This is a genomic window from Pseudomonas sp. GW823-FHT06B06 (assembly GCF_058795195.1).
Map to the genome: position 1 here is coordinate 12,949 of NZ_JBXAHO010000012.1, position 26,710 is coordinate 39,658.

The following is a 26,710-nucleotide window of genomic DNA, read 5'->3' on the forward strand; positions in this document are numbered from 1 at the left end:
TGAACACAGGCGCAATCGCCTCGAACGAAGCGACCACAGAACGGCAACCGCTCCTGCAGTCGCCGATGGCCGGCGACTGCAGGAACAGCGGCAACTTACAACGCGGTTTGCGCGTCAGCCTGGGCGAACATCGCATTGATGTCGCCGGAGGTAACCGGCTTGTTGTCGTGGCGACCATGATCGGCACCACCCAGGCCCAGGGCCGGCTCGATGCTGACGTGGGTAGCCTGGGCCCGCAGCGCGCCGACTGTGCAGTTTTCTCGACCGTGAATGGAGAACGGATCGAAGGAGAATTCACGCATCGCGTTCAAGTGAGTGACCTTGTCGATCATCTCTTTTGGCAGGTGCTGCAACCCTTCCCACGCTGTTTCCGGCGAGTTTGGCCAAGTGCAGTCAGAATGCGGGTAGTCGCTTTCCCAGGTGACCATGTCGGCGTTCAAGTAGTCGAGGTTCTTCAGGCCGAAGTTGTCTTCGATAAAGCAGGTGATGAAGTGCTTGTTGAAGATGTCACTTGGCATCTTCCCGCCGAAGTTGGAGTTGGTCCACGCGTTGTGATGACGGTGGGTGAAGTCCGCGCGCTCCAACAGGTAAGGAATCCAGCCGATGCCGCCTTCGGAAAGCGCCATGCGCAGGTCCGGGAACTTCTTCCACATCGGTGCCCAGATCCAGTCCGCCGCGGAGTTGGCGATGGAAATCGGCATGGAGGTAATCCAGGCGTCGATTGGCGACATATCCGATGCGTGTTGGGCTTTCACACCGGTACCGATATGACAGCAGATAACCACTTTATTGTCGCTGCAGGCCTTCCACAGTGGATCCCAGTAATCGCTATGGATCGACGGGTAACCGTGAATCGCCGGGTTATCCGACAGCGACAGCGCGTGCACGCCCTGTTTCGCCAGACGCGCCACTTCGGCAGCGGCGGCTTTCATGTCCCACCACGGCACGATCATCAGCGGAATGAAGCGGCCAGGCGCTGCGTTGCACCAGTCGTGCAAATGCCAGTCGTTGTAGGCCTGGATGGCTGCCATCGACACATCGCGGTCAGCGTGGACCTGGAAGCGTTGCCCGGCAAAGCCCGGGAAGGTTGGAAAGCACAATGAACCGAGCACGCCGTTGGCGTTCATGTCGTCGACACGGTCCTTGATGTTCCAGGTACCACGGCGCATTTGGTCGTAGCCCAACGGCTCCATGCCGTATTCCTCTTTCGGTCGACCGACCACGGAGTTGAGGCCCATGTAGCCAGTGGCCTGCTCCTCGAAGACCCACACGTCACGATCGCCTTTCTTGACCACATGAGGTTCACGCCCCTTGAAGCGCGCAGGCATGTGGCGAGCAAAAGCATTCGGTGGCTCGATCGCGTGGTCATCGACACTGACGAGAATCAGATCTTCAACTTTCATTGTTTTCCCCTTCGCATTCGGGCTTGTTGTTGTGCCTGAATCATAGTGCACATCTCGACTTAATTAAACACATTTTTTGAATGTGTTCATATTAATTCCGTTGCGCGGGAAAACCCTTGAGGCAGAATGCGTTGAACCGCGGCAGGCGCAAGACCTGTCGCGGTTCAACCAGACGATTTACAAGAGGGTTATGGACGCCGTTCAGTCCCATAACACATGCAGGTAATGCGGACCGCGCAGCTGTGCACCGACGATCTGGGGCCCCGGCTTGTCTGGGTCAAGGCGGATATTGGGCATCAAGTCGAGGATCGCATTCAGTGCGCAATTGATCTCGGTCTTGGCAACGAATTGACCGATACACATGTGTGGGCCGAAGCCGAAGCCAAACGAAGGTTTTGGTTTGCGGTCGATGTCAAATTTATCGGCGTTTTCGAACGCGTCTTCATCGCGGTTGGCGGAGGTAACGATACATTGCACCATTGCCCCTTTGGGGATCGGCACACCGCGAATCTCCAGATCCTTGGCGGCCTGGCGCACCTTGAAGGTGGCCACGGGCTCAAAACGCACCGCTTCATCAATGGCCTTGTTTACAAGGCTACGATCATTGCGCACCCGCTCCAGCACATCCGGATTTTGCAAAAGCAATGTCATCAAGGTTCCGAAGGTGCGGGTCGTGGTTTCGCTGGCAGCCGGGAGCAGTGAGCGCACGAAGGTGGTGATCTCATGATCGTCCAGGGAACGTCCCTGGTACTCGACGCCGATCAGCCGGCTGATCAAATCATCCCCCGATGCACCCGCAGCCCGACGCTCCGCCACCACCACTTTCACTACGTCATACAGCGCTTGCGCGGCGTCCATGGCTGCGCCACGGGCGGCGGCGGCCTTCTGCGGGTCGACTTGCGGACCGGCCAGGATTGCCAATGCCCAGGCGGCGTATTGCTCGATTTGCTCAGGGCGATCCTCAGGAAAGCCGATCAAGGAGTAAATCACCCGGATCGGGAAATACAGGGCGAAGTCCATCAGGTCGGCGCCCTTGTTCGCCACCATCGGCTTGATGTATTCCTCGCGAATCACGCGGTCGATCCTGGTTTCTTTCCAGCGATTGACCGTCTCCGGCATGAATACCGGTTGCAGCAGATTACGCATGCTCTTGTGAGCATCACCATCCATTGCCGTGAGGATCAGGCCATCGAAAAACGCCCCCAGCCCTTCGGCGATAAAACCACTGGTAAAAGTACCGGCGTCACGCATGACGGCCATGACATCGTCGTATTTGAACAGGGTAAAGGTTGGTCGATTGGCATCCAGGCCGGCAATCGATGGCACGCCCAGACGGGCCATGAAGTTGTCCTGGAGCACAGGCGAATTGGCGCGCATCTCGCTGTAGGTCGCGTGAAGATCGATATCACTGGTGCCGCGATAATTGCTAGCGACGTCGGTAAATACCTTGGTCAGGTCGCTCTGTACCGGTGTGGACATGATCGTCTCCGTTGTTATTGTCATTATTTTTTGAGTCAGCCTGCAGAAGGCTATACCTTTCGGCTAATAATAGGCCTGAGCAGGACAGTATTAGACACTTCTCAATAATTCGATCAACTATTTTAGATGAGCGACCTGCTCAGTAGGCCTGCTGCACCAATGTCATGCGGCCACCCGCCAACATCAGCGCGCAGTACATTCCAAGCTCTACCACTTGGGCGGTGGAGAAAAACGCGCCCAGTTGAGTAAATTGCTCGTCATCGATGCTCAGGTAATCGCTGGCAAACAACTCGGCGTAGCGCAGCGCTGCACGCTCGGCTGGCGTGAAGTACTCGCTGTCCGTCGCCATGCATGCAATATCCTCATCCGTCACACGGTCGGATTTGCGCGCCAGCTGGCAGGCCTTGCAGGTGGTGATGCTGGCAATTTTCAGCCGCACCAGTTCGCGCAAGCGCTCATCCAGCAGACTGTCGCTGTGCAGGCTCTCCATTAAGCCCAGCCAGGCCAACGCCACCTTTGGTCGATGTGCCCAGACCTGCACCGGCGTCGTAGAGCTGAGCATGCGACTGCTCTGACCACGCTCGACCGCGTCTTGCAACGCGGCAGGCATGGCATCCAGGGGAATCAACGGCAAGCGAGCCATCTCAATCGAGCCGTTCGATGATGGTCGCCGTGCCCATGCCACCGGCGCAGCAAATGGCTTGCAACCCATAACGCCCGCCACGGCGCTCGAGCTCATTTAACATCGTGGTCATTAAGCGAGCGCCGCTGGCCCCCAATGGGTGTCCGAGGGCAATGGCGCCACCATTGACGTTCAACTTACTGTGCGGCACACCGGTCTCCTGCATCCAGGCCAGCGGCACGGAGGCAAAAGCTTCGTTGACCTCAAACAGATCAATGTCATTGATACTCAGTCCTGCCTTGGCAAGTACCTTTTGAGTAGCGGCAATCGGGCCGGTGAGCATCAATGTCGGGTCAGAGCCGACTGTGGTGAAGGCCACGACACGCGCTCGTGCTTTGAGGCCGAGCTTTTTCGCTGTGTCGGCACTCATCAGCAGCAACGCTGCCGCACCGTCGGAGATCTGCGACGAGTTACCAGCGGTGATGCGCCCGGTGTCCGGACGAAAACTGGTTTTAAGTGTCGACAGTTTTTCCCGCGACGTATCACGACGAATGGTTTCATCTTGACGCAACACACCAGCGGGTTCCGACAGCTCTTTTTCGCGGAGTTCTTCAACCACCACCGGTATGGTTTCATTATCGAAATAACCGGCATCGCAGGCAGTCGCTGCACGCTGGTGACTGGCGAAAGCGAAATCGTCCAGCGCATCGCGGCTGAGCGCCCACTTGTCAGCCATACGCTCGGCCGCCTCCCCCTGACTGGTCAGCTCATAACGTTGCGCCGCCATCCAGCCAAACGCCGCGCCGTGGATCTCACGGTTACTGCCCATGGGCACGCGACTCATGTTTTCCGCGCCACCGGCCACCACAATATCGGCGGCACCCGCCGCGATGGCGCCAACGGCCATATGCACAGCCACTTCACCCGAACCGCATTTACGGTCGATAGTCAGCCCCGCAACGGTGACCGGCCAGCCAGCGCCGAGTAACGCCGTGCGGGCAATATTGGCGGACTGTTCGCCAATTTGCGTGACATTGCCGAAGATCACGTCATCGACCAACGTCGGCGAGACATCGACCCGCTCCAGCAAACGGCTGATCACCAACGACCCAAGGTGATCAGCGCGTACGCCGGCAAGGCTGCCGCGGAACTTGCCGATGGGCGTACGTACCGCATCAACAATGACGATGTCTTTCATAGCGCACTCGCCTTGAGCCCCGAGCCCGGTACTTGCTTACCCTCTTCATAGCGGTAAACCCCGTGTCCTGACTTGCGCCCCAGTCGTCCGGCGGCGACCATTTTGATGATCAGCGGGCAAGGTCGAAATTTTTCGCCCAAGGTCTGGTGCAAATAACGCAGTACCGACAGCCGCGTGTCCCAGCCGGTCAAGTCTCCCAATTCCAATGGACCCATCGGGTGGTTGAAGCCCAGGCGCAGCGCCGTGTCGATGTCCTCGGCGGTTGCGGTGCCTTCCTGCAGCATCCACATCGCCTCGTTGCCCAGCAGCGCAGACATGCGACTGGTGGTCAGTCCTGGCGACTCATTGACCACGATCGAGGTTTTACTGATCTGCTCGCACAGGGTGCGAGTGCGCGCCACCACTTCATCGCTGGTGGCCAAACCACGCACCAACTCCACCAGTTTCATTTTGTGCACGGGGTTGAAGAAGTGCATGCCGATCACGCGATCGGCACAGTCCACCGACGCCGCAATCTCGGTCACGCTGAGGGCCGACGTATTGGTGGCAATAATGGCATCCGCCGCCAGCAGCGGCGCCGCCTGGCCAATCACCGCCTTCTTCACCGCCAACTGTTCGGAGACCGTCTCCACCAGCCAGTTGGCCCCCATCGCAGCTTCGCTCAAGTCGCTACACGTCAGCAGATTGGCCAGCGATTGCTGCGCTTGTTCTTCGCTGACCTTGCCCAGACGCACGCCATCGGCAAGGATCTTTTCGATGCTTGCCCGGGCGTTCGTCAACGAGACGGCATTGGTATCGACCAACAGCGTATTGAAACCTGCGCTTGCGAACGCATGGGCAATACCGGTGCCCATCAGACCGGCACCCACCACGACTACTTTTTCTTTATTGGCGTTCATGTTTGGCTCTCGATTAGGCGCGGTTCTTTTTACTGACCACATTGCGCAACGTGCCAATGCCTTCGACGCTGGCTTCGACCACATCGCCTTCCTTGAGGAACAGGCCGGTGCCCATCCCCACTCCCGCCGGCGAGCCAGTGAACAGCACGTCGCCACTGGCAAAACTCGAACGCTGCTGCACGAAGCGAATCAGCTGGCCAACATCCCAGGTCATTTCACCGGTTGAGCCGTCCTGACGCACTTCACCATTCACTTTCAGGGTCAGGCGCAAGTGTGGTGAGCCCTCGGGAAACTCATCCTTGGTCACGATCCAGGGCCCAAGACCGGTGGTCTGGTCCTGGCTTTTGGCGGCGAAAAGGTCCATGCCTATACCTGCCGGCCCACTACGCTGCAGGTCGCGCGCGCTGACGTCATTGCCGACGGTGTAGCCGAGCACGCAAGCCAGTGGGTTTTCCAAGTCGATTTCTTCGGTGCCGATGACGGCCACCAGTTCAACTTCGTGATCGAGCTCTTCAGTTAACGGCGGGAAACGGATCGGGTCATTGGCGCCAATCAGCGCGCCATAGGCCTTGAGAAAAGCCACCGGCTGTACCGGCGCCTGCAATCCGAATTCCACCAGGTGCTTGGCGTAATTGGCACCCGCCACTACCACCCGATTGATCGGTTCAATCGGGGGCAGCAGGCGCACCTTCGACAACGGCAGCGATGGCCCGGCAAAACGCACCGAACTGATACCGCGCCCGGCGGCTACCGCCGGTGCCCAATCCTTGAAATCACCGGAAATGGGTGTCACTTGATCTTGAGCGACATCCACCACGGCCCAAAAAACGCCGGTAGAAAAATACTCACATCGCGCCAGTTTCATCAGCCACCTACCTTGCCCAACTTGGCAGGATCCAGGTGCAGCAAGCGGCATGCGTTTTCATAACGGATCTTGCGCATGTCCGCATCGGACAACTGCAGACCGTGTGTCAGATCGTGGCGCACGGCATCGCTGCCGCCGAAGTTGCTGCCGTACAGCACATGGTCCGCACCGATAATGTCGACCAGAGCCTGGCGCATCGGCACTTCATGCAGCTCTACGTCGAAGTAGAAGTTTTTCATGTACTCGAGCAGTGGCTTCTTGTTGTATTTAACGTCGAGGTTTTCATTGGTCTTGGCCAGGCGACCGAGCTGGTACGGGACATAACCGCCGCCGTGGGTGATGTAGACCTTGAGGTCAGGGAAGCGATCCAGAACGCCGCCGCAAATCAGGTTCCAGAAACAACGGGTTTCGTCGTATTGCATGCCGACGATAGCGGTGGTTTCGTAGCGGTCGCTGTTAGCGTTCTTGCCCCAGGTAACGGACTGGTTATAGCCGTGTACAAAAATCGGCAGATCCAGGTCACAGAGGGTTTTCCACACCACATCAAGTTCCGGCGAATCGAATTCCAGACCGCCGAAGTTGGCACCGCCAGCGACCAGGCCCTTGGCTCCCAGCTCTGTGCAAGCGTGACGTATTTCAGCCGCCGCCGCTTCAGGTGCATTGAGCGGTGCATGAGCCCAGAACATCAGGCGATCAGGGGCTGCGGAGCAGTATTCGGCCAGCGTGTTGTTGACGGTGCGGGCGAATGGCACGGCGAATTCGGCTTCAGTCCAATACATGTAGCAATGGGACGGGACGGAAACCACCTGCAGGTTCTGCCCTGCGGCATCCATACCGGCCAGGCGCACTTTTGGGTCAGCCCAGCGTGAAAAATATTCCTCAAGCTTGGGACCATTACCGGAGCGCACGGCAGCCTTACGCTCTGGCGACCCGAGACCAAGAATCCAATCACCTACACGCAGCTTGATATCGCCGTCGGCGTGTTGCTCGAAGAACGGCCCCCAGTGCGGGTGCTGGTTGTAATAGCCAGGGTGGGGTGCGTGGGCGTGTAGATCGATAAGCATGTCTAGGTACCTCGAAGTTGGCACTTTTTTATTGGTTATTGGCGCAGAGCCTTCACGTGACCAGGATCAAACTGCCGCGAAAGGGGAAGCCAGGGGCTCACTGCTAAGACCAGAGCTTAAATTTAAATTGAGCAGAAATCAAAAATCTGTTCAGTTTATTTTCAAGACGCGTGAAAAAGCCCGAGCCAGAGCCTTCGCCAGATGTCAAAAACACTTCGCAGAGTCAAAAAATGGACGCAGAAAGGAAAAATCGCGGCACGCAGGCGAGAGAAAATTATCAGGCGGAAACGAAAAGCCCCCGAAATACGGGGGCTTTGCCTATAGCGCAAGGGTGTTGGTCGGCAGTTAGCGACGAGTGCGGGAGGTGGAACCCATGATCAAGGCACCGAGCAGTTTTTTCACCCGTACCGGGAACAAACGTCGCCCCGCCGCTTCCGGCACCAGGATTTCACTCAACACGTATCGAATGATCATTTCGCAGATCAGCTCACGGTCAAGACGGACCCCGAGGCGCTCATCCCAATCGTCGAACACGATGCCCAGGCCATCCTGAAAGCGCACGATCGAATCGTGGAAAATCCGCCGAAAGAAGCCCAGTGCGTAGTCAGGTGCAACCACCAGCAACCGCCGGGCTCGACTCTGCTCGAGGTAGTTGTCGAGATAGGCAAACAGCGCGTTGAGGCGTGCTTCCGGGTCGCTGATATGGCCCAGCTCCTGGGACAGCGAACTGTGGAAACTTTCGCGTTTATGCCGGGAAAAGGTGTCGAGCAAGTCTTCCTGGGAGGCGAAATAGCGATAAAAGGTACCGCGCGAAACACCGGCCACCTGGCACACATCCAGGATCGAAATACGATCCGCACCCGACATCAGCACCACTTCTTCAGTGGCTTTAAGAATGTTGGCAATGGTCTCTTCCGAACGGCGGTTCGGCTTGACCTTGGGGCCTGCCACGCCATTGGCGGCGGTACGTCGCTCCACCGGTTTTACCGGAGTCATCCCTGCATCAGGCAGCGATTTTTTTTTCGTTTTGGAGGCTGGCGTCGGCGCTTCTGCTTTCTGGGATGCGGCTTTTGGCATGGATTGACGGGCTCATTGAGAGTAAAGATAGATCAACACTAGCACAGGATCTGTGCATAAATAAGATTTCATGTTCAACTTATTGCTAAAGACATTTCCATATTTTGTATTTAGAATCAAATTCTCTCATCAAAATAAAATCAGGCAAACCAGCAGCTTTAGGCGCCTAAAAGGAGAATATTCATGGGCAGCAGTGGCAATCCAGAAACCTGGGCAGTGGGAGAACGAGACACTGTCATCGAAGCGCTAAGTCGTGCAGTAGCAAGGCATCCAGACAAGATTTTGTTGGATTTCAGTGGTGAGTTATACACTTATGCTCAGGTTGACTCACTATCAACAAAGATGGCCAACGCCCTCGCTACCCTGGGCGTGAAAGCCGGTGAAACCGTGCTGACGATGCTCGATAACAACATCGACGCTGTCACCACCTGGTTGGCCATCAATAAGCTCTGCGCCGTGAGCGTGCCGATCAACACCGCGCTCAAGGGCGAGTTTCTGCGTCACCAGATCGCCGATACCGGCACTGCAGTGGTGATTTGCGAAGCAGCCTACCTGCCACGCATCACACCGCTCGCCGAGCAACTGCAGGACGTCCAGCACATCCTTCACCGAGGCACGGTCGATGCGATCCCCGAATGCCGAATTCGCATTGCGCCACTGGATGAATGGCGCGGCCATGACGCCACTCCACTCGTCAATAAACCGCAACCTTCAGACCTTGCCTGCCTGATTTACACCTCAGGCACCACAGGCCCTTCCAAGGGTTGCATGATCAGCTACAACTTCATGTGCAACCTGGCACGCTTGCAATTGCGTGCCGGTCCAGCCAGTGCCGATGACGTGACCATCACGCCATTGCCGCTGTTCCATATGAATGCGCTATGTGTATCGATCATCGCCAGCATTCTGGTGGGCGCGCGCGCCGCCATTCTCCCGCGCTTCTCCGTTTCCAATTTCTGGCAGGAAGTGGAACGCTCCGGCGCTACCATCGCCTCGATCCTGGGTGGCATGGGCGGTCTCCTCGCCCAGGCGCCGGATAACGAAGCGATGCTGCGTTGTGTCGGGCAGATCCATACCGCTCGAGGCAACCCTTACACCGAAGAAACCAAAAAGATCTGGCGCGAGCGTTTCGGTACCAAGCTGGTGGGCGGCAATGGCTATGGCCTCACCGAAGCCTGCGTTATCACCTCATTGGCTGCCGGCGAGTACGCCGCACCGGGCTCTTCGGGTAAACGCATTGCGGATTTCGATGTACGCATCGTCGACGACCTCGATCAGGAAGTTGCGCCAAACAGCGCCGGCGAAATTGTGGTTCGTCCGCTGCGTCCGGACATCATGTTCCAGGGCTACTGGCGCCGTCCGGAAGACACCCAGAAGCTGATGCGCAACATGTGGTTCCACACTGGTGACATTGGCAAGTTCGATGACGATGGCTTTTTCTACTTCGTCGATCGCAAGAAGGATTATCTGCGCCGCCGAGGCGAAAACATTTCCAGCTTTGAAATGGAAGCAGCCTTTGCTGTTCACCCGGCATTGGCCGAGGTCGCGGTACATGCAGTGCCATCGGATAAAGGCGAGGACGATGTGAAAGTCACAGCGGTGCTGCATGAAGGCGTGACCCTGGATCCGGAGCAGCTGTTCCATTGGGCCACCGAATCGGTGCCTTACTATGCCCTGCCCCGCTATATCGAATTTCGCAGCAGCTTGCCGAAGAACCCCCAGGGTCGGGTGTTGAAATATTTGCTGCGCGATGAAGGAAAAACCGCGACCACTTGGGACTTGGAAACCACATCGATAGTGGTCTCCAAAAAATAATAGTCTCTAGCTGGCTGCAGTTGGCCATCCAACATAGAAAAGCCCGCTTTGAAGCGGGCTTTCTCGTCCATTGGGCCTGGTGTCGCCGTTGTAGGAGTGAGCCTGCTCGCGATGAACTTAAGGACAACGCGCTCTACAGAACGTACACGTTATCGTTAACGTCCATCGCGAGCAGGCTCGTTCCTACATTGATCTGTTGAATTCAATACTCACGCACAGGAATGCCTTTGGGACGGGAGTTATAACCCGGCAGATGCAGGCCTCCGTCGACGTGAATGGTTTCGCCCGTGATGAAACGCGACATCTCGGACGCAAGGAATACCACCACTGGGCCAATGTCGGCTTCAGGCTCGCCACAACGGCCCAGTGGACGCATGGAAGCAGACATCTCGGCAAAGCCGGGGTTCTCTGCGGCGAGCTTGTGAAAGGTGGCACCCATTGCCGTAGGAGCGATGGCGTTGGTGCGGATGTTGAACCGCCCCCACTCGGATGCAGCACTGCGGGTCAGCCCGACAATGGCCGACTTCGCCGTGTTGTAGTCGCCATGCAACCAGGCACCGATTTCGATATCGATAGAGTAGAAGTTGATGATCTTGCCACCGCCCCGCGCCTTCATATGAGGCAGCGCGGCTTTCATCGCCCACCATGCAGCCCACACTGTAGAACCTAGGGTTTGCTCCAGCATGGCATCGGTTTTTTCTTCCAGGAGCACATTGGGGGTGGGCGCAAAGGCGTTGTTGACAAGGATGTCCAGCCCCCCGAATTGATCGACGGCCAATTGCACGGCGGCCTCGATATCCGTTTTGCTGCACACGTCTGTCTTGATGAATACAGCCTGGCCACCTAACGCTTTCAGTTCGGCGACTACGGCCTCTCCACTGGCGACATCCAGTTCGGCGACCACTACGGCAGCACCCTCTTTGGCAAAGTTCAGCGCAATACCGCGCCCAATCCCGCCGCCTGCACCGGTAATCAGCGCAACCTGTTCATTTAGCAGTGCCATAGCCACTCCGTTTTTTGTTTTTTTGTGAACATTATTGGTTATAGTGTCTAAATATAGCGTATTTTTTCAAGCTAAACAGTATTGGAACAAGGATATTGAGGATGACTGTATTTCGTCGGCGCATAGACATCATTGCTCACCCTGTCGATGGCACAGGTGAAGTCCGCGCGGCTCTGGAAGATGACTTTCACCACTTCCGTGTATGGGTTCGCCACCACGAAGGCGAAGTGACTGCCATTGGCGGTGAAGCGCTGCGCTACCCCTTTTCCATGTGCCCACAGGCTTGCGGCCCATTACAGCTGTTGTTAGGCATGAAACTGGACCGGATAGCCCACTCAGTCACCCGGCAGGCCGACGCCAGCCATCAATGCACCCACCTGTTCGACTTGGCGGGCCTTGCCATTGCAGCCGCCGCACGCGGCACCCACCAGCGACGTTATGACATCAACATCGGCCGACGCATCGCCAATCGCACCCGCGCAACCTTGATATGCGATGGCGTTGAAGATCTGGTCTGGGACGTCGATGGCACATTGATCGAAGGTCCGATGCCCTATTCCGGCATCAATCTTCGCGAAGGCATGGCTCGCTGGGCACTCAATACACTCAACGAAGAAGTCGCCGAAGCGGCCCTTTTACTTCGTCGCTGCACGCTGATCTCAATGGGGCGCGCCTTCAACCTTGATGAGGAGATTCACGCCGCAAGCACCGCGCTCTGCTACAGCCAACAGCCCGTACGCGCCGAGCAGGCACTGCGAATGAAGGGATCTACCCTGGATTTCACCCATGAACAACTCAAGTTGTGCGCCGAGGACCAGGATTGGTTGAGACAAAGGCCTTAACCAGGCTGCTTCTGGCGCAAGAGCTACACGACCGACAACTGCCAGGCCCGACGATCCGGGTTCGCCCCGGACCGCCGATATGACTTAGAGGAAGACGGCCAGGTTGGGTGTGCCGAGCACCGCCTGGTCGAGGATGACTTCACGCCGGGAAAGCTTGAACCCCGCCTCATGCAGACGCAGCACGTCACGTCGCTCACCACTGATGACGTCAACATGGTGATCGTTGAAACGGCTACGGGTCAGTAGCAGGTAACTGGTCACCACAAACTCATCGCTCTTGTCGGTTTCTTCGACAAACACGTTGGTCACCAAACGCCGGGTACGCGAGGGAGGATCTTCCGCCCAGGCGCTTTTACCGGACAGGCGCAAAATGCGGCCCATGATCGAACGGTAGTCATCGTGATAGTGCTGGACACTGCGCACAATGGTGGTTCTCAACTCGGACGCCACGCGAGTCTGGCGTAGCGGCACGGTGTACACCAGGTCGGTGTCCAGGCGTTCGGCCCACTCCTGCAGGCGAATCTGGTCGAGCAGCGTGGCTTCCTCGTAGAGAAAGGTCACCACATCGTTGTAGATTGGCGAGCCCACCGGCACCCGCTTTGTGCCGACTGGGGAACCCGGCTGGATATCCTCCACGCCGCGTTGTTGAACCTGAGCCATGAGTCACTCCTCACTTTTATTCTTGTGCTTGTAAATGCTGTATCCGGCGACTGCGGCCCGCGGGGGCCGCTTTCGAACCAGGCCTGGCGAACGCTTATTGGTCGTCCGAGGCGGTCATCAGTTCGTGCCAGTACAACCACCAGTGCCACTGGGTATCGTCCTTGGTAAACCCTTCATTGACGATGCCGGGGCCTGGCCAACCCTCAGGTGCTCCGGTTTCAAAGCATGCCTGGTATTTCAGCGTGCTCTTGCGGCCCATCGCGCCTTTGGCGGCCAGGGTCATGTGCGGCCAGGTATCGGAGTCATCCTGCTCGACCATGCCCGAGGTGCCGAACAACTGGATGGTTTGCTTGAGCATCTTGTCGCGCAGTTCAGGGGATGCGTCTTTCTCGGCAAACACCCAGTTGACGAACTCTAGCTTGTCCGGGCCGCGCGGCACGTAAGCGTGCAGGGTCATCGACCCGACTACGCTGCCGTCCGGCTGCGGAATGTAGACGAAGCCGAAAAGAATGTTCGGGAACATCCCACCGACTTGCGGCGGCATGCTGGTCAGCACTTTCAACTGGTCTTCCGACAAATTGCGCGCCAGCTGCTCGACCATGTCGGCAGTCATGCCCGCAGGCGGCAATGCTTCCAGTTTTTGCTGCACGGTCAGTTCGGCAGGGTCGAGGCCGGTCAGGCGCTTGATCTTGCGCGCCAGGTCGATGCAGCGCAGCGCATGGCCGTGGGGCGAGCTGATTTCGACGCCGATCATTTCCGGGCTGAGATCGGCGGTTTCACCCTCGCCCTTCTTGGCGTAGTTGCCCACTTCACCGAGCCAACGGTGCAAGGTCAGCGTGTGGAAGCCATCGGCCGCCGATTGCTCGCCCGCGGTTTTCCAGTTGGCATTGACGACAAAGCGCTGGGGTGGACCGAGCACTTCCATGCCCTTGTCGGAACGACAGAACAACATGTCGTAATACCACTTGGCATCGCCCAGGAACTCGTCAAACGACGGTCCTTCGATGTTCCAGGTGGCAAATACCAGACCGCCATACAAGGTGACCCGAGCCTTTTTCAGACCCAGCTCTTCCTTGGGCAGCATCTTGCCGTGCATGCATTCGCGCTCGACCGGCGAGCCGATGAAATCACCATTGGGGCGGAAGGCCCAGCCGTGATAGATGCATTTATGAATTTGCGTGTTGCCGCAATCGGCGGTGCTGATGCGCATGCCGCGGTGCGGGCACACGTTGAGGGTGACGAACACCTCGCCCTGCTTGCCACGGGCAACAATGACCGAATCAGACCCCATGTCACGGACCATGAAGTCTCCGGAATTGGGGATTTCCGACTCATGGCCCAGGAGTACCCAGATCTTGCCGAAGATTTTCTCCATTTCCAGCTCGTAAATTTCGCGGTCGGACAACACGCGCATTTGTACTTCACGGCTGGATGGATAGATCAGGTCCGAGACCTTGGTTCCATCAGACAATACGGGGCTTGTTCTTGTTAGCATGATTGCCTCCTAATCAGAGCGTCACGACAGTGGTCGCAACGAAATATAAGACACTTTCTTTATTTTTGTACATAGAATTCACTTTCTACTTGTAAGTGAATTCTTCAACATTCGTGTAACGTCAGTTCTTGCCAGTCGCGGTGCCCACCTGGGTGCGCAGCACGCCAATACCGTCGATCTCCAGCTCGACCACGTCACCGGGCTTCAAATAGCGCAATTGCTCCAGTCCACAGCCGTTACCGACCGTGCCGGAGCCGAGAAACTCACCGGGGTACAAGGTTTCCGAGCGGGACACGTGGGCGATCACGTCCTCGAAGCTCCAGCGCATGTCGCGGGTATTGCCGCGCCCCCACTCCTCCCCGTTGACCCGGGCAACCATGTTCAGGTCGTAGGGATCACCCAGTTCGTCTGCGGTCACCAGGCACGGCCCCATGATGTTGGCTGTGTCGAAATCCTTGCTCTTGGCCGGACCGAGCATGCCGGGCATTTCCAGGGCCTGTGCGTCGCGCGCGCTCATGTCGTTGAAGATGGTGTAACCGACGATATGCGAACGGGCGGCTTCACGACTGATGTCCTTGCCGCGCTTGCCGATGTAGCAACCGAACTCCAGTTCGAAATCCATTGCCCGACTGAAGCTCGGCCACTGGAACTCATCATCGATGCCGATCACCGCGAAACGGTTGCCCTTGTAGTAGATGGGCTGCTTGTTGAAAGTCTCGATCACCCGGTCGTCGGCGCGAGTGTTCATCGCCTTCAAGGTCGCTTCCGGGTCTTCGGTACGCAACGCCCGGGCGCGCCGGGCCGCCGCGAAACTCTGGCGCAGGTGCAACTCGAAGCAGGAGCAATCGCGCATCTGCGGTGGCGGTTGGATCGGTGCGCGAAGTTTCACACTGGCGCGCTCCAGCACTGCCGCCGAGGGGGCCTTGGCCACCAGGGAGCGGGCCAACTCCAGCGCCGGCTCACCGGCTTCCACCAGGGACAGAATACTGCTCAGTGCCGGGGTTTCGCGGCTTTCCAGCAAGCGGTAGGCGATTTGCAGGTCTAGCACCTGTTGGTCCTGGTTGAGCAACGCACCCGCTCGATCAAAGCCCTCGGCATCGGTATAGGTCACCAGTCTCATACGCGGCCACTCACAGGCAGCAGCGCACCGGTTACCGCAGCGGCTTCGTCGGACAACAGGAACGCCACTACCGCTGCCAGCGCTTGCGGCGTCACCCAGCGGCTGCTGTCGGCATCAGGCATGTCGGCGCGATTAGTGGGTGTATCGATGATGCTTGGCAGCACGGCGTTGACCGTGACACCACGATCTTTCAGCTCTTCGGCCAGGGCTTCGGTCAACCGGGCGACACCGGCCTTGGAGGCTGCATAAGCCCCCATACCTGCCGCGGCCTTGACCGAGGCCAGCGCGCCAATGTTGACGATGCGTCCTGCCGTGGAATCCAACAGATGCGCCAGCGCCGATTGAGAACTGACCACGGCGGTACGCACGTTCATCTGGTAGAGACGATCCCAGGTCAGCAGGTTACCGCCTTCGACCGTCTCCCAGGCAAAACCGCCCGCGACGTTGACCAGACCATCAATACCGCCCCACTGCGCGGCGATCTGCTCGAACGCAGCACTGGCCGACTCGGTCGAAGTCAGGTCGACACCGCCCAGGCACAGCAGGTTTTCCGTGTCCAGCAGGGAGGCAGGCGCCTCGCTGCGATCCAGCAACGCAACCCGGGCGCCACGTGCCAGCAGAAATGTGCCAAGTGCGCTGCCGAGGGCTCCAAACCCACCGGTGACGACTACCCTTTTGTCCAGTAACGACTGGGACATCGCGAAATCCTCTTGTTGTTGTTTTACGGTGCGAAGGTTCGATTCGCGCCTTCGTCGGTACAAATATATGACACTTTTATAAAATATGTTCAAATGATACCGTATGACTTCAAGTCAAACACTCACCTGCGGACCGCTGATGCCTAGAAAACTTCCTGCACTCAACGCCGACAACCTTGCTTTCTGGCAAGGCGGCAAACAGGGCGAACTGCTCATTCATCGCTGCGCGGCCTGCACCCAGTATTTCCATCCGCCCGCGCCGCTCTGTCCGCATTGCGCAAGCTTTGACGTGGCGCCAGAAGCGGTGTCCGGAAAAGGCAAGGTGCTCAGCTACACCATCAACCACCAGGCCTGGACCCCTGACCTTGTGGAGCCTTATGTGGTGGCAATCGTCGAGCTGGTGGAACAACCCGGCTTGCAATTCGTGAGCAACGTGGTGGGCCTGCCGGTCACGGATGTGCATATCGACATGCCGGTACGAGTCAGCTTCCTCAATGTCGAGGATGTCTGGTTGCCTCTGTTCGAGAAGGATCAGTGATGTTCGATCATCGTTATGAAAAAGACGTAGCCATCACCGGCATCGGCCAATCGGAAGTCGGCCGACCGTCGAACAAGTCAGCCATGCGCCTGACCCTCGAAGCCTGCCTGGAAGCGATAGCCGACGCCGGGCTGCAACGCAGCGATATAGATGGCGTGGGCTGCTGGCCGGGTGACAACAACAATGGCGACGCGTTTTCGCCGGTCGGCCCCAGCGCACTGAAAAGCGCTCTTGGACTCAACGTCAACTGGTTCGGCGGCGGTTACGAAGGCCCCGGCCCCCTCACTGGCGTGATCAATGGTGCCATGGCGATTGCGGCGGGCCTGTGCAAGCACGTACTGGTGTTTCGCACCATCACCGAAGCGTCGGCCCGCCTGGTCAACAAGCAAGCGAGTGCCCTGACCAACAAAACCCAGGGGCGCGACAGTAGCTACGCCTGGCAGTGGTTCACGCCTTTCAATGTGTTATCGGCGACCAATCTGATGGCGCTGTATGCCCAACGCCATTTCCATGAATACGGCACCCGACCGGAGCAGCTGGCACAGATAGCCCTGACCTGTCGCCAGAACGCCATGCGCAACCCCAAGGCGGTGTTTCGCACGCCGATGAGTATGGAGGACTACATGGCGTCGCGGATGATTTCCACTCCGCTGCGCATGTTCGACTGCGACGTGCATTGCGATGCATCGACTGCCATCGTCCTGTCGCGCCGGGATATCGCCCAGGATCAACCCAACCAGCCGATCCGCATCGAGGCCATGGGAGCTGCATTGAACCAGCCCTGGTCCTGGGACCAGATCTCCCTGACCAAAATGGCTGCCTTCGATGTCGGTCAGATGATGTGGGCACGCACTGACTACAGCCCGCAGGATGTCGAATCTGCGCAGTTGTACGATGGGTTTTCGATTTTGACCCTGATCTGGCTCGAGGCCCTGGGCCTGTGCCCCGTCGGGGAAAGCGGCAGGTTTGTCGAGGGTGGCACACGCATCGCACTGGATGGCAGCTTGCCAATCAATACCAACGGCGGACAACTATCCGGTGGACGCACCCATGGCCTGGGTTACGTGCATGAAGCCTGCCTGCAACTGTGGGGCCGTGCCGAAGGGCGGCAAACCCGCGAGCACCGCGTCAGCACGGTAGCCGCAGGGGGCGGCCCGCTGGGGGGCAGCCTGCTGCTGGTCCGGGAGTAACGGCATGGCTCAGTAAAGTACGCCGGCCACTTCGCTGCAGAACTCGATCAGTGCCTTGCCCAGTTCGGCAAGGCCCTCTTCATCGCGCTGCCCGCGGAACATCACCGCGGAAACGGTGAAGTCGATGCTGTGGGTCGGTGAGTACACAGGCGCCGCGACGGCAAGAATCCCACCCGAGAAATGCCCGTCGTCCACTGCCCAACCACGCTCGGCAGCGACCCGGACTTCTTCCCGGAAAACCTCCAGCGACAGCGGCTGGGCCCAGCGAATGGTATCGAAACTGCTTTGTACCTCGGGATCGTCGAGGTCGATCTGAGTGGCGAACAAACGCCCGCTGGCGCCCATCAGAATCGGCAGGCGCTGACCTTCGGCCATGTCGATGCGCACATCAGTCGGGCTGGCAGCGGAGCTGACAATGACGATGCGGTCGGGGCTCATCTTGCGCCAAAGGGTGATGGTTACCCGCTGGCGCGCGGCCAGGTTCTGCAGCAGGGGTTTGGCCATCTGCACGCGGTGGCCCTGGGTGACCAATTGCTCGACCAGACGCGCCAGGCCCAGGCCCACGGAGTAACGCTTGGACATGGCACTGAAGTCGACCACGTCCTCTTGCACCAGCGTGCGCAGGATGTTGAAGCAGGTGCTGGGATTGATCTTCAGTTGTCGGGCGATGTCCACCGAGCGTTCCGGTGTGCCCACCTGGCTGAGGTAACGCAGGATGCGTATCGCGTTGGAAACGGGTTTGACGAGTGTTGCGCCGGCTGATTTGTTGTTGTCGTTGACGTCGGTGAAGTCCATGCCCAATCCAGTCACTTTATAGTGTCGCCATTCTAGCCTGAGAATGAATCGCGCCGTAAAGTTTTGTCTGGGAATTATTCGAACATTTCAGCCCGGTTGTCTGACCAGAGGTTGATGGATCAGCCGGCGGGTTTTCAGGTCCTCGCGACGAAAACGTTCGATGAGACGCTCCTGGATATGGTCTGCCTGAGTCACCCGCGTCTGCTGGCGCAAGTACTCCAGCCAGGATTCGACAATGAATCGCTCGCTGTAGAGCTGCGGGTTGGCCATGTCGCGGTACAGTCGCCAGTTCTGCGCACCGTTGCGCCGGCGCGCCTTGCCTACTGCGTACACGGCAGCCAGGAAGTCATCGCAGTCCGGCGCCGTCACCTGGTACACGATCTCTACCGATACCGGTCCATCGGCATGGGACACTGGGCTGGCCAGCTGAAGTTTGTCGGTCAATTGCACTTCGGCGAAATCTGCCTCCTGACCCAGCTCCACACGACCGTTACGGGTCAACAGAATGCCGACCAGCAACAAAAGCGCAGAAAGCAACAGGCTCTGGCTCAGTCCCACGTACTCGGCCAGCGCCCCCCAGATCGCACCGCCGGCGGCCATCGAACCCATGAGGATCAACACATAGACCGATGCGACCCGTGCGCGAACCCAATTGGCGGCATACGTCTGCACAACCGTGGAAATGGTCGCATTGACCGCCATCCAGCCAAACCCTGCAAGCAACATCATTGCGCAGACCCCATAGCGGTTATGGGACAGCGCGGCGGTGAGGGTCGCGAGGGCAAAGGCGATGGCACCGCACACCAGCAGATGACGCATGCTCATGACTCGATACAGACGTGGCAAGTTGAGCGCCGCCAGCACGGCGCCCGCGCCAAGAAACGCCATGAGCAAGCCGTAACCGCCGGCGTCCATACCCAATTCCTGCTTGGCTACCAGGGGCATCAATGCCCACAAAGCGCTGGCGCAGCTGGTGAATACCAACACCTGCTTCATGGCGCTGAACAATACCGCCGAATGACGGATATAACGCAGGCCGCTGCGCATGCCTCCCGTCAGGGTTTCCGGTGGCAAGCCCACGGCTGGCGGGTTGGGTACCAGGCGAAAGAGGAAGAGCAGCACCAAGAACATGCACAGCGCGATGACCAGAAACACCGAAGTGGTGTTCCAGTAAGCAATCAACGCACCGGCCAGCGCTGGCCCCAAAGCGCGGGTCGCGTTGATGGAAATGCCGTTCAAGGACACGGCCGCAGGTACCTGATCGCGGGAAAGTACACCGACCATGGTGACCATCCACGCCGACATCCCCAAGGCACTGCCGGTGCCCAGGACAAAGGTAAACGCCAGCAATCCCCAGGTTTCCAGATGTGCGCTGTACGCCAGCCCGCACAGCACCAGCGCGGCGAACAGCATCATGCACTGGGTAATGATCAGCCAGTTGCGACGATCGACCCGATCGGCAATCACGCCGCCCGGGAAGGCAAACAGGAACACCGGCAGGGTCACGGCGGTTTGCACCAGCGAGACCATCGCCGCAGACGTGGTCAATGTGGTCATGATCCACGCCGCGGCAACTGTCTGCATCCAGATCGCCATATTGACCACTGCGCCTGCCAGCCATAAGCCGCGGAATGCTTTGTTGCTGAACGGCGCCCACGCCGACCCCTCGCTCATCATCAATCCTCGGCGTTTGTATCTGTAGAAATCTGCGCTTAATCAACCAGCGGTTGGCCCAGTCGCCCCACCGAACGCGCAGGGCTAAGCCGGCGTGGATGAGCAATGGTGTTGCGCAGTCGGCCGATGCCCTGGATCTCCGCTTCGACCCGATCACCCGGCCGCAGAAAACGCCCGCTCTCCAGCCCCACACCGTGGGAGGAACCGGTAAACACCAGATCACCCGGACGCAGACTGATCCGCGCATCCAGATAGTTGAGCAGCTCATCTAGGGCAAAGATCATCTGCCGGGTGTTGTCCTGCTGCCGCGTTTCATAGTTGACGCTCAGGCGCATATCCAGTGCGGGTTGCCCTGCCACACCCAACTCATCTGCGGTCACAATCCATGGACCTACAGGCGTGGTGCGGTCCATGGCCTTCTGGGTCAACAGGTCCAGGCGCCCAATCTGCTTGCCGGCATCCCGCGCACTGATGTCATTTCCCACCGTATACCCCAGCAGACAGGCACTGGCATTGGGCTCATCCAGCAACGGCCGGCCCACGACAGCGACCAGTTCCACCTCGTAATCGAGCTGGGTGGTCAGCGGCGAGTAATCGATCTCATCATAAGCACCAACCAGCGCCGACTCAGGTTTCATGTACGCCAGCGGGTGCGCCGGCGCATCACTGCCCAGACGCTTGAGGTGGCTCAGGTAATTGAGGCCCACACCAAAAACCCGACTGCCCGGTTCCAGCGGCGCAAGCAGGCGCGCAGCCGACAAGGGCAACCATTCGCCAGTCAGGTCAAGGGCATCCGGCGCGAGCTGCACTCCCAGCCCGGCCCACTGGGTGAATGGCGCATTGATCCGCCGCAGGCGATCCGACTGCGCATCCAATAACGCCCAGAACGCCTGCCCGGCTACCTCGACCCGAGCCAGACGCATCTCAGCGTCTGGCCAGGTAGATGGGCAGATATTCGGCGTCGAGCACTTCTTCCGGTGTCTTGACGCTAGCCCCGAGAATCGGACCGACCATTTCGTGGCCCCACAGGCTGAGCTTTTCCGGATTCAACTCGTAAGGGTCGCCTTGCCATGGCTCGATTTCCGCAATGGTCTCGAAGGCAAAGCCTGACGGGTTGAAATGGTAGAACGACAGGTGCGGATCCTGGGCATGCTGACCGAGGGTCATCATCATCGGCAGTTCGCGCTGGCGCACGATGTCGTAGGTTTCACCGACATCACGCACGTTGCGCACAAATAGCCCGACATGTTGCACGCCCATGCGTCCCGGGCCGTGGCCGTAAGCAATGTCATGACTGGTGTGGTGATTGAGTTTGGAACGGAAGAATCCGGTGCGCCCTTTGCCCGCGCCGGCGCCATACCAGCTGAAGCCCATGACGTTGAGCAGGAAGTCTTCCAGTTCCGGCGTGTAGTCCGGGGTGATCAGCACCACGTGGCCTGCCCCACGTTCGTCGGCCAGGAAACCACTGTGTGGACGCCCTGGCTGGAACGAGCGCGGCAGCCATTTTTGCCCGTAAAAGAGTTCGTGCTGATACCCAACCGGGTCGCGGAAGCGCACCAGCTCGCGAACACCACGTTTTTCACAGAGTTGTGCATCGCCACGGGAGTATTCGACATTGGCCGCGGCCAACTTCTTGATGCCGTCCTCGAACGCCATGCGCCCCACCGCTTCCCAGCCGATATAAGCAATTCGGTCAACTTTGCCCGGATGGAATGCGAAGCGGTGACGGCGATCGTCGATTTTGAAATACAGCGACTCAGGGTCACTCTCGGGATTCTTGCCGATACCAAAGCCCATCACCTGCGGGCCGTACTCACGCCACGCCTCGAGATTGGGGGTTTCGAAGCCCATGTAACCGATACCGATGATGTCCACGTTATTCACCTTGTTATTGTTCGAGATGAAAGGGTGCCAGTGGCACCTGCCCCGACGCTGCGTGTGTCAGACCGCCAGTAACCCGCCGTCGATGACGAAGTCAGAACCGGTAATGAACGAAGCCTCATCCGACGCGACGAATACCGCCATGGCCACCACTTCTTCGGGTTCGCCGGGACGGTCCATCAATACACCGTCCAGCAGCATGGCGCGCATTTTCGGGTCGTCCAGAAACGGCCGGGTACCCGGCGTGGCGACAAACCCCGGGCTCAGGCTGACCGCACGAATACCGAACGGCGCACCCTCCACGGCCAACTGGCGAGTGAAGGACACCACGGCGCCCTTGGCGGCCGAATGCGCGGCTATACCGGCGACTTTCGAACCGCCCCAGGCCGCGGTAGACGACACGTTGATGATCACTCCTCGCTGCTCGGCCAAGTGCTGCCAGGCGTACTTGGTGGTATAGAACAGCAGGTCGATTTCGTTGCGCATGGTGAACTGCCAATCTTCGATCGACATCTCGCTGACCAGCCCGAAACGTGCGGCGGAAGCGTTGTTGTAGAGGACGTCAATGCGCCCGTGCTCAGCGACGGCGGCATCGATCCAGGTCTTAGCCTGTTCGTGATCGCCCAGGTCGACGGGCGCCGAGCCATACAAGGTGAACCCCTCGGCTCGCATCAAGGCTGCCGTCTCTTCATGTCCTTCGGCATTGAAGTCGCAGCCGACCACAATCGCCCCTTCGCGAGCAAAACGCAGCGCCGCAGCGCGGCCCTGGCCTCCGCCGGTCCCGGTAATCAATGCGACTTTATTGTTTAAACGTCCCATCAGCACATCCTCACCTCAGTGGTTATCACGTTGCGGCTGACGCTCGCACCATTAAACGGCTTCGTCTTCAGGGGTGATGGGTTCCAGCCAGATGGCCTCTGCCGGGCAGGCAGCAGCCCCTTCACGGGCTTCCTCCTCCAGTTCTGGTGGTACACGGGCATCGTCCATGTACACCAGGCCGTCGGCATCAAGTTTGTACAGGCTGGGGCAGATCGCGGCACACAAACCGTACCCACAGCAGCGGCTACGGTCCGCCACGGCTTTGAATTGCGCTTTTTCTGAACTCACTTTTTTTCTCCTTATCAGGTCCAGTCACAGCAAATTATGAACACTTATTTATTTTATGTGCAATTAGTTTTTAACGCAGATATGCTGGAGTCACCTGAAGGACCTCTGTGCCACACATGGATTCGCCGGGGGAGCGGGCTCGCTACCCCCATGTTGAACACGGCCGGACCAGATTGATTCAATGGTAAGTGTTTCGCAGGAAATTCGTTTGTCCGTGAGTCAGATAGCAGTGCTGGACAAAGCGGAAATCCTGATTTTATTCTGAATAAAAAACCAGATTCTGTTCAAAGAATCTGCTGGCGGTGGTCCACATCACCATCCAAAGCAGTGCTTGGCTCAACAAAACCTATAAGGAAGCCAACTTCATGCACCCGTCCAAAAACGAAGCGGCCATTGATCTTCATGAATTCCGGCAAAGCTGGAAGATCCTGATTCTGGCTGTCGCCGGTGTCGCCATCAGCATCAATGCCGCCCTACTCTATGGCTTCGGCACCCTGGTCGTGCCGCTGGGCGATGCCTTTGGCTGGAGTAAAAGCGAACTGCAGGCCTGTATCACCTTCCTGTTTGGTGGCGCCGTGGTGTCCTTGCAGTTGGTGGGTTGGTTCAACCTGCGCTACGGCATGAAGCGCGTCACGGTGATTTCCCTGCTGTTGTTGTCGCTCGGCTACCTGGCGACCACTCAACTGACCCAATCGATCTGGTCGATGTACATCGCCTTCGCGTTGCTGCCCATCATCGGCATGGGCGCTTTGGCGGTCACCTGGACGCAATTGATCAGCCTGTGGTTCGACAAAAATCGTGGCCTGGCACTGGCCATCGGGCTGTCCGGTACTGGCGTCACCGCCGCAACCATTCCCCGCCTGATGGCGTGGGGCATTGAACAATGGGACTGGCGCGCGGCCTTCGTGATTCTCGCGCTGCTCAACCTGTTGGTGCTGCTGCCGCTGATTCTGCTGTGGTTCAAGCTCCCCGTTGCCCAGGGCAACCGTGATGACGCCAGTGCGCTGGAGCAATTGCCCGGCATGGGCTTTCGTGAAGGCATGGGCTCGCTGAAATTCTGGACCTGCAACCTGGCACTCGGCCTGGTGATTTCTTCGATTGTCGGCATGGTCACCAGCACCGTGCCCATGCTGCAAGCCAGAGGTTTGTCCGCTGCGCAAGCCGCCACCATCTTCAGTGGTTTTGGTATCTCGCTGATCTTCGGCCGCATGTTGATCGGCTACCTGCTCGATCGGTTGTGGCCGCCAGCGGTGTCCGCGCTCAGCCTGGTTTTGCCCGCCGTCGGGTGTTTCATCTACCTGAGCCCGACCAGCGAATTCGCCCCCCTGCTGCTGGCGGCCGTACTGGTCGGTTTTGGCGCCGGGGCAGAATTCGACATTGCCGCTTTCCTGATTGCCCGCTACTTCGGTTTGCGCGAGTACGGACGTCTGTTTGGCGTCCATCAGGGTTTGAACACCGTAGCCTCGGCGCTGGCGCCGCTGCTCTTCGCCTATCTGTTGGCACGCACCGGCTCATATACCGCGATGCTGGTCTACAGCGCCGCTTGCTGCCTGATCGGCCCTTTGTTGTTACTGACCCTGGGGCGAGTGCCGCGTTTCAACGCACAAACAGTTCCCAGTCAATCCTGAGTTCCCCAACAAGAATCGGAGCAGAACATGCCCACATTGACGTTTATCGAACACAACGGCACCGCCCATCAAGTCAAAGGCGACATCGGGCAATCGGTGATGCAGGCCGCTACCTTCGCCTCGGTGCCGGGCATTCCTGCCGATTGCGGTGGTGCCTGCAGCTGCGCCACCTGCCACGCCTATGTCGACGAGGCCTGGCTGAACACAGTCCAAGCGCCCGAAGGCATGGAAAACGACATGCTCGAGTACGCTTTCGAACGCCGTGACAACAGCCGCCTGAGCTGTCAGTTGATCATCAGCCAAGAGATGGACGGCATGGTTCTGCACCTGCCGTCGTCGCAATTCTGAATGTGCTTGAAGGAGCTCCCATGACCCTCGCCTCAGTCGTTATCGTCGGTGCTGGCCAGGCCGGTTTTCAGGTCGCTGCCTCCTTGCGTCAGGAAGGCTATGACGGGCGCATTACCCTGATTGGCGATGAGCCAGGCCTGCCGTACCAGCGCCCCCCCTTATCCAAGGCCTACCTCCTGGGCAAGATCCAGGAGACCAATCTGCTATTCCGGCCAGCCGAGTTTTATGCGACCCAGCGTATTGAGCTGTTGCATAACCAGGCGACAGCCATTGATCGAGTGAACCGTCGCGTGGTTCTAGCCAGCGGTGATGCAATCAGTTATGACCATCTGGTCCTGGCCACCGGGGCGCACAACCGCCCGTTGCCGGTGCCAGGCGGTGAGCTGCCGCAAGTATTCGGCATCAAGACCAAAGCCGATGCCGATGCCCTGGCACCGCTGGCGAAAGCCGCGCGCAACGTGGTGGTGATTGGCGCGGGTTTCATCGGCCTGGAGTTCGCAGCAGTGGCAGCAGCACTGGGTGCTAACGTTCATGTGCTGGAGCTTGCTGAGCGGCCAATGGCGCGTGCGGTGTCGAGGGAGATGTCAGAGCTGTTCCGCCAGGCACATGAACAGTGGGGTGTGCATTTCGACTTCCGCCAGGGCTTGAGCCGCATCGATGGCGACAACGGCAAGGTCTGCGCCGTGCAAACCGCTGACGGGCGCGTCCTGCCCGCCGACCTGGTGGTGTTCGGTATCGGAGTGATCCCCAACGCGCAACTGGCGACCGAAGCGGACCTGGCCATCGAGAACGGCATCAAAGTCGACGCCAACCTGCTCACTTCCGACCCGCGAATCTCCGCCTTGGGCGATGTTGCCAGTTTCCCTTGCCTGCAAAACGATGAACAACATACCCGCCTCGAGTCGGTGCAGAACGCCATCGACCAGGCCCGCGCAGTGGCCTCAAGGTTGATGGGCAAGCCGGCGCCCTACAGCGCCCTGCCCTGGTTCTGGACCGATCAGGGCGACCTGAAGCTGCAAATTGCCGGACTCTCCCACGGCTACGACAGCACGGTGGTCCTTGGTTCTGCCAAGGACAAGCAGCTTTCCGTGCTGTGTTTCCGCAATGATCGACTGGTGGCCGTGGAGTCCTGCAATCGCATGGGCGATCACATGGCCGCGCGCAAGATCCTTGCCCGGGCGCCCAAACTGACGGCAGCCGAAGCCGCCGCCGACGGTTTCGACCTGAAAGCCTGGGAAGCGGCCAACCGCGACTGAGCGCGCTCGGCCAGGTAAAGCCCACAGCCGCGCCCGCCTCCAAGCTGACGCGG

General features: G+C 58.7%; 26 protein-coding genes. 7 read left to right on the forward strand and 19 right to left on the reverse strand.

Features of this window, described 5'->3' with window-relative positions; genetic code table 11:
- Positions 1–95: 95 nt before the first annotated feature.
- From AC1Q8Q_RS13140 to AC1Q8Q_RS13175, 8 genes are all read right to left on the reverse strand, one after another.
- Positions 96–1,403 carry an amidohydrolase family protein gene (locus AC1Q8Q_RS13140; protein WP_020798197.1) on the reverse strand — a complete coding sequence of 436 codons (1,308 nt, stop codon included), beginning with the start codon at positions 1,401–1,403 and terminating at the stop codon, positions 96–98.
- 201 nt (positions 1,404–1,604) lie between these two features.
- The gene (locus AC1Q8Q_RS13145; RefSeq protein ID WP_020798198.1) at positions 1,605–2,882 is read right to left on the reverse strand and encodes a cytochrome P450; all 1,278 of its coding nucleotides are present in this window, start codon (positions 2,880–2,882) and stop codon (positions 1,605–1,607) included.
- Positions 2,883–3,021: 139 nt separating this feature from the next.
- Positions 3,022–3,525: a carboxymuconolactone decarboxylase family protein gene (locus AC1Q8Q_RS13150; RefSeq protein WP_020798199.1), complete on the reverse strand. Its 504-nt coding sequence runs from the start codon at positions 3,523–3,525 to the stop codon at positions 3,022–3,024.
- 1 nt (position 3,526) lies between these two features.
- A complete protein-coding gene (locus AC1Q8Q_RS13155; protein ID WP_020798200.1) occupies positions 3,527–4,702 on the reverse strand; it encodes a thiolase family protein in 1,176 nt (391 codons plus the stop codon).
- Entirely contained in the window at positions 4,699–5,601 is a 903-nt protein-coding gene (locus AC1Q8Q_RS13160) for a 3-hydroxyacyl-CoA dehydrogenase (RefSeq protein ID WP_020798201.1), read from the reverse strand. The genes AC1Q8Q_RS13155 and AC1Q8Q_RS13160 overlap by 4 nt, the downstream gene beginning before the upstream one ends.
- A 13-nt stretch (positions 5,602–5,614) precedes the next feature.
- Positions 5,615–6,466, reverse strand: a complete 852-nt coding sequence (locus AC1Q8Q_RS13165) for a fumarylacetoacetate hydrolase family protein (protein ID WP_020798202.1) — start codon at positions 6,464–6,466, stop codon at positions 5,615–5,617.
- Entirely contained in the window at positions 6,466–7,530 is a 1,065-nt protein-coding gene (locus AC1Q8Q_RS13170) for an amidohydrolase family protein (RefSeq protein ID WP_020798203.1), read from the reverse strand. The genes AC1Q8Q_RS13165 and AC1Q8Q_RS13170 overlap by 1 nt, the downstream gene beginning before the upstream one ends.
- A gap of 345 nt (positions 7,531–7,875) precedes the next feature.
- Entirely contained in the window at positions 7,876–8,607 is a 732-nt protein-coding gene (locus AC1Q8Q_RS13175; protein ID WP_020798204.1) for a TetR/AcrR family transcriptional regulator, read from the reverse strand.
- Positions 8,608–8,790: 183 nt separating this feature from the next.
- Between AC1Q8Q_RS13175 and AC1Q8Q_RS13180 the strand changes: the two genes are divergently transcribed.
- Positions 8,791–10,422, forward strand: coding sequence for an ATP-dependent acyl-CoA ligase (locus tag AC1Q8Q_RS13180; RefSeq protein ID WP_020798205.1), 1,632 nt, complete (start codon positions 8,791–8,793; stop codon positions 10,420–10,422).
- Positions 10,423–10,624: 202 nt separating this feature from the next.
- Here AC1Q8Q_RS13180 and AC1Q8Q_RS13185 read toward each other — a convergent pair whose 3' ends face one another.
- Positions 10,625–11,425 carry an SDR family NAD(P)-dependent oxidoreductase gene (locus tag AC1Q8Q_RS13185; RefSeq protein ID WP_020798206.1) on the reverse strand — a complete coding sequence of 267 codons (801 nt, stop codon included), beginning with the start codon at positions 11,423–11,425 and terminating at the stop codon, positions 10,625–10,627.
- Positions 11,426–11,526: 101 nt separating this feature from the next.
- Here AC1Q8Q_RS13185 and AC1Q8Q_RS13190 point away from each other — a divergent pair, with 101 nt between their 5' ends.
- The gene (locus tag AC1Q8Q_RS13190; RefSeq protein WP_020798207.1) at positions 11,527–12,267 is read left to right on the forward strand and encodes a DUF2889 domain-containing protein; all 741 of its coding nucleotides are present in this window, start codon (positions 11,527–11,529) and stop codon (positions 12,265–12,267) included.
- An 84-nt stretch (positions 12,268–12,351) separates the two neighbouring features.
- On the opposite strand, the gene AC1Q8Q_RS13195 is transcribed toward AC1Q8Q_RS13190, so the two are convergent.
- From AC1Q8Q_RS13195 to AC1Q8Q_RS13210, 4 genes are all read right to left on the reverse strand, one after another.
- Positions 12,352–12,927 carry an aromatic-ring-hydroxylating dioxygenase subunit beta gene (locus AC1Q8Q_RS13195; protein WP_020798208.1) on the reverse strand — a complete coding sequence of 192 codons (576 nt, stop codon included), beginning with the start codon at positions 12,925–12,927 and terminating at the stop codon, positions 12,352–12,354.
- A gap of 94 nt (positions 12,928–13,021) precedes the next feature.
- Entirely contained in the window at positions 13,022–14,422 is a 1,401-nt protein-coding gene (locus AC1Q8Q_RS13200) for a Rieske 2Fe-2S domain-containing protein (protein ID WP_020798209.1), read from the reverse strand.
- Positions 14,423–14,543: 121 nt separating this feature from the next.
- On the reverse strand, positions 14,544–15,542 hold the full coding sequence (locus AC1Q8Q_RS13205) for a fumarylacetoacetate hydrolase family protein (protein WP_020798210.1): 999 nt from the start codon (positions 15,540–15,542) through the stop codon (positions 14,544–14,546).
- Positions 15,539–16,240 (reverse strand): SDR family NAD(P)-dependent oxidoreductase, encoded by a 702-nt coding sequence (locus tag AC1Q8Q_RS13210; RefSeq protein WP_020798211.1) that lies wholly within the window; start codon positions 16,238–16,240, stop codon positions 15,539–15,541. The genes AC1Q8Q_RS13205 and AC1Q8Q_RS13210 overlap by 4 nt, the downstream gene beginning before the upstream one ends.
- Before the next feature lie 139 nt (positions 16,241–16,379).
- On the opposite strand from AC1Q8Q_RS13210, the gene AC1Q8Q_RS13215 reads away from it, so the two are divergent.
- Positions 16,380–16,778 carry a Zn-ribbon domain-containing OB-fold protein gene (locus AC1Q8Q_RS13215; protein WP_020798212.1) on the forward strand — a complete coding sequence of 133 codons (399 nt, stop codon included), beginning with the start codon at positions 16,380–16,382 and terminating at the stop codon, positions 16,776–16,778.
- Positions 16,778–17,968, forward strand: coding sequence for a thiolase family protein (locus AC1Q8Q_RS13220; protein WP_020798213.1), 1,191 nt, complete (start codon positions 16,778–16,780; stop codon positions 17,966–17,968). The genes AC1Q8Q_RS13215 and AC1Q8Q_RS13220 overlap by 1 nt, the downstream gene beginning before the upstream one ends.
- A gap of 9 nt (positions 17,969–17,977) precedes the next feature.
- Here AC1Q8Q_RS13220 and AC1Q8Q_RS13225 read toward each other — a convergent pair whose 3' ends face one another.
- From AC1Q8Q_RS13225 to AC1Q8Q_RS13250, 6 genes are all read right to left on the reverse strand, one after another.
- Positions 17,978–18,763, reverse strand: coding sequence for an IclR family transcriptional regulator (locus tag AC1Q8Q_RS13225; protein ID WP_020798214.1), 786 nt, complete (start codon positions 18,761–18,763; stop codon positions 17,978–17,980).
- Positions 18,764–18,850: 87 nt separating this feature from the next.
- Positions 18,851–20,437: an MFS transporter gene (locus tag AC1Q8Q_RS13230; RefSeq protein ID WP_033040044.1), complete on the reverse strand. Its 1,587-nt coding sequence runs from the start codon at positions 20,435–20,437 to the stop codon at positions 18,851–18,853.
- Positions 20,438–20,475: 38 nt separating this feature from the next.
- A complete protein-coding gene (locus AC1Q8Q_RS13235) occupies positions 20,476–21,360 on the reverse strand; it encodes a fumarylacetoacetate hydrolase family protein (protein WP_033040042.1) in 885 nt (294 codons plus the stop codon).
- Between the two features lies 1 nt (position 21,361).
- Positions 21,362–22,312, reverse strand: a complete 951-nt coding sequence (locus AC1Q8Q_RS13240; RefSeq protein ID WP_020798217.1) for a 2,3-dihydroxybiphenyl 1,2-dioxygenase — start codon at positions 22,310–22,312, stop codon at positions 21,362–21,364.
- Between the two features lie 66 nt (positions 22,313–22,378).
- On the reverse strand, positions 22,379–23,137 hold the full coding sequence (locus AC1Q8Q_RS13245) for an SDR family NAD(P)-dependent oxidoreductase (RefSeq protein ID WP_020798218.1): 759 nt from the start codon (positions 23,135–23,137) through the stop codon (positions 22,379–22,381).
- Positions 23,138–23,188: 51 nt separating this feature from the next.
- Positions 23,189–23,425, reverse strand: a complete 237-nt coding sequence (locus tag AC1Q8Q_RS13250) for a ferredoxin (RefSeq protein ID WP_007942510.1) — start codon at positions 23,423–23,425, stop codon at positions 23,189–23,191.
- Positions 23,426–23,790: 365 nt separating this feature from the next.
- On the opposite strand from AC1Q8Q_RS13250, the gene AC1Q8Q_RS13255 reads away from it, so the two are divergent.
- The 3 genes from AC1Q8Q_RS13255 to AC1Q8Q_RS13265 are packed head-to-tail and all read left to right on the forward strand — an operon-like array spanning position 23,791 to position 26,657.
- On the forward strand, positions 23,791–25,053 hold the full coding sequence (locus AC1Q8Q_RS13255; RefSeq protein WP_033041598.1) for an MFS transporter: 1,263 nt from the start codon (positions 23,791–23,793) through the stop codon (positions 25,051–25,053).
- A gap of 27 nt (positions 25,054–25,080) precedes the next feature.
- A complete protein-coding gene (locus AC1Q8Q_RS13260) occupies positions 25,081–25,401 on the forward strand; it encodes a 2Fe-2S iron-sulfur cluster-binding protein (RefSeq protein ID WP_020798220.1) in 321 nt (106 codons plus the stop codon).
- A 20-nt stretch (positions 25,402–25,421) separates the two neighbouring features.
- The gene (locus tag AC1Q8Q_RS13265) at positions 25,422–26,657 is read left to right on the forward strand and encodes an NAD(P)/FAD-dependent oxidoreductase (RefSeq protein ID WP_020798221.1); all 1,236 of its coding nucleotides are present in this window, start codon (positions 25,422–25,424) and stop codon (positions 26,655–26,657) included.
- The last annotated feature ends 53 nt before the right edge of the window (positions 26,658–26,710 follow it).

Excerpts from the sequence above, each read along its gene's own strand:
- AC1Q8Q_RS13140 (WP_020798197.1), bottom strand. The coding sequence starts at position 1,403 with ATGAAAGTTGAAGATCTGATTCTCGTCAGTGTCGATGACCACGCGATC.
- AC1Q8Q_RS13145 (WP_020798198.1), bottom strand. The coding sequence starts at position 2,882 with ATGTCCACACCGGTACAGAGCGACCTGACCAAGGTATTTACCGACGTC.
- AC1Q8Q_RS13150 (WP_020798199.1), bottom strand. The coding sequence starts at position 3,525 with ATGGCTCGCTTGCCGTTGATTCCCCTGGATGCCATGCCTGCCGCGTTG.
- AC1Q8Q_RS13155 (WP_020798200.1), bottom strand. The coding sequence starts at position 4,702 with ATGAAAGACATCGTCATTGTTGATGCGGTACGTACGCCCATCGGCAAG.
- AC1Q8Q_RS13160 (WP_020798201.1), bottom strand. The coding sequence starts at position 5,601 with ATGAACGCCAATAAAGAAAAAGTAGTCGTGGTGGGTGCCGGTCTGATG.
- AC1Q8Q_RS13165 (WP_020798202.1), bottom strand. The coding sequence starts at position 6,466 with ATGAAACTGGCGCGATGTGAGTATTTTTCTACCGGCGTTTTTTGGGCC.
- AC1Q8Q_RS13170 (WP_020798203.1), bottom strand. The coding sequence starts at position 7,530 with ATGCTTATCGATCTACACGCCCACGCACCCCACCCTGGCTATTACAAC.
- AC1Q8Q_RS13175 (WP_020798204.1), bottom strand. The coding sequence starts at position 8,607 with ATGCCAAAAGCCGCATCCCAGAAAGCAGAAGCGCCGACGCCAGCCTCC.
- AC1Q8Q_RS13180 (WP_020798205.1), top strand. The coding sequence starts at position 8,791 with ATGGGCAGCAGTGGCAATCCAGAAACCTGGGCAGTGGGAGAACGAGAC.
- AC1Q8Q_RS13185 (WP_020798206.1), bottom strand. The coding sequence starts at position 11,425 with ATGGCACTGCTAAATGAACAGGTTGCGCTGATTACCGGTGCAGGCGGC.
- AC1Q8Q_RS13190 (WP_020798207.1), top strand. The coding sequence starts at position 11,527 with ATGACTGTATTTCGTCGGCGCATAGACATCATTGCTCACCCTGTCGAT.
- AC1Q8Q_RS13195 (WP_020798208.1), bottom strand. The coding sequence starts at position 12,927 with ATGGCTCAGGTTCAACAACGCGGCGTGGAGGATATCCAGCCGGGTTCC.
- AC1Q8Q_RS13200 (WP_020798209.1), bottom strand. The coding sequence starts at position 14,422 with ATGCTAACAAGAACAAGCCCCGTATTGTCTGATGGAACCAAGGTCTCG.
- AC1Q8Q_RS13205 (WP_020798210.1), bottom strand. The coding sequence starts at position 15,542 with ATGAGACTGGTGACCTATACCGATGCCGAGGGCTTTGATCGAGCGGGT.
- AC1Q8Q_RS13210 (WP_020798211.1), bottom strand. The coding sequence starts at position 16,240 with ATGTCCCAGTCGTTACTGGACAAAAGGGTAGTCGTCACCGGTGGGTTT.
- AC1Q8Q_RS13215 (WP_020798212.1), top strand. The coding sequence starts at position 16,380 with ATGCCTAGAAAACTTCCTGCACTCAACGCCGACAACCTTGCTTTCTGG.
- AC1Q8Q_RS13220 (WP_020798213.1), top strand. The coding sequence starts at position 16,778 with ATGTTCGATCATCGTTATGAAAAAGACGTAGCCATCACCGGCATCGGC.
- AC1Q8Q_RS13225 (WP_020798214.1), bottom strand. The coding sequence starts at position 18,763 with ATGGACTTCACCGACGTCAACGACAACAACAAATCAGCCGGCGCAACA.
- AC1Q8Q_RS13230 (WP_033040044.1), bottom strand. The coding sequence starts at position 20,437 with ATGAGCGAGGGGTCGGCGTGGGCGCCGTTCAGCAACAAAGCATTCCGC.
- AC1Q8Q_RS13235 (WP_033040042.1), bottom strand. The coding sequence starts at position 21,360 with ATGCGTCTGGCTCGGGTCGAGGTAGCCGGGCAGGCGTTCTGGGCGTTA.
- AC1Q8Q_RS13245 (WP_020798218.1), bottom strand. The coding sequence starts at position 23,137 with ATGGGACGTTTAAACAATAAAGTCGCATTGATTACCGGGACCGGCGGA.
- AC1Q8Q_RS13255 (WP_033041598.1), top strand. The coding sequence starts at position 23,791 with ATGCACCCGTCCAAAAACGAAGCGGCCATTGATCTTCATGAATTCCGG.
- AC1Q8Q_RS13260 (WP_020798220.1), top strand. The coding sequence starts at position 25,081 with ATGCCCACATTGACGTTTATCGAACACAACGGCACCGCCCATCAAGTC.
- AC1Q8Q_RS13265 (WP_020798221.1), top strand. The coding sequence starts at position 25,422 with ATGACCCTCGCCTCAGTCGTTATCGTCGGTGCTGGCCAGGCCGGTTTT.